A 530-nucleotide genomic window follows, 5' to 3' on the forward strand; every position below is an offset into this window, starting at 1 on the left:
GAGTGGAGAAAGCTACAGATTGAAAGACAAGCGCCGAGCAGGCGCAATACCTGAGTAAGCAAGTGGATCAATTTTAAATGATCGAATTCAGGCTGAAAGTGGATCAGTTTTCGGTGATCGTTGACAACCCTTCGGCTATTTCGTTTCACTACTGAGTTCGGCATGGGCGGGGCTGGCCTTCCAGTCAGGTGGTTCCAAAATGCCTACTACTACGCTAATTTTAATCATAAACTGTACTAGCTCAGACTTGACCTGACAGTTACCCGTTTTTCAATCGGTGATTGTCAGTCTAGATTTGGGCTAAATTCTTTTCAGCCCAGAGCGATTTCCCATCTAATAATGTTTCAAGTGGCGTTCTGCCACAGCATTTTTTTCCTTGATGAGTTCGGTCATTATTGTAGTAATACCATTTTGATTAATTAACTGGTCATTTTTATCCAGTCTCTAAAGCATAGTGATTTCACCCTGTCAGCACATGAGATAAACGCATTCCATGCTTCACTGACCTGATCCAAAATGTCTTCGTAGCT

General features: G+C 42.5%; 1 pseudogene. It reads right to left on the bottom strand.

What is annotated here, in order from left to right:
* Nucleotides 1-289: 289 nt before the first annotated feature.
* Nucleotides 290-403: pseudogene (locus IY568_RS24450) on the bottom strand (IS481 family transposase); the annotation flags it as partial.
* Nucleotides 404-530 lie beyond the last annotated feature (127 nt).

Source organism: Pseudoalteromonas sp. PPB1 (assembly GCF_015356275.1).
Taxonomy (GTDB): domain Bacteria; phylum Pseudomonadota; class Gammaproteobacteria; order Enterobacterales; family Alteromonadaceae; genus Pseudoalteromonas; species Pseudoalteromonas rubra_D.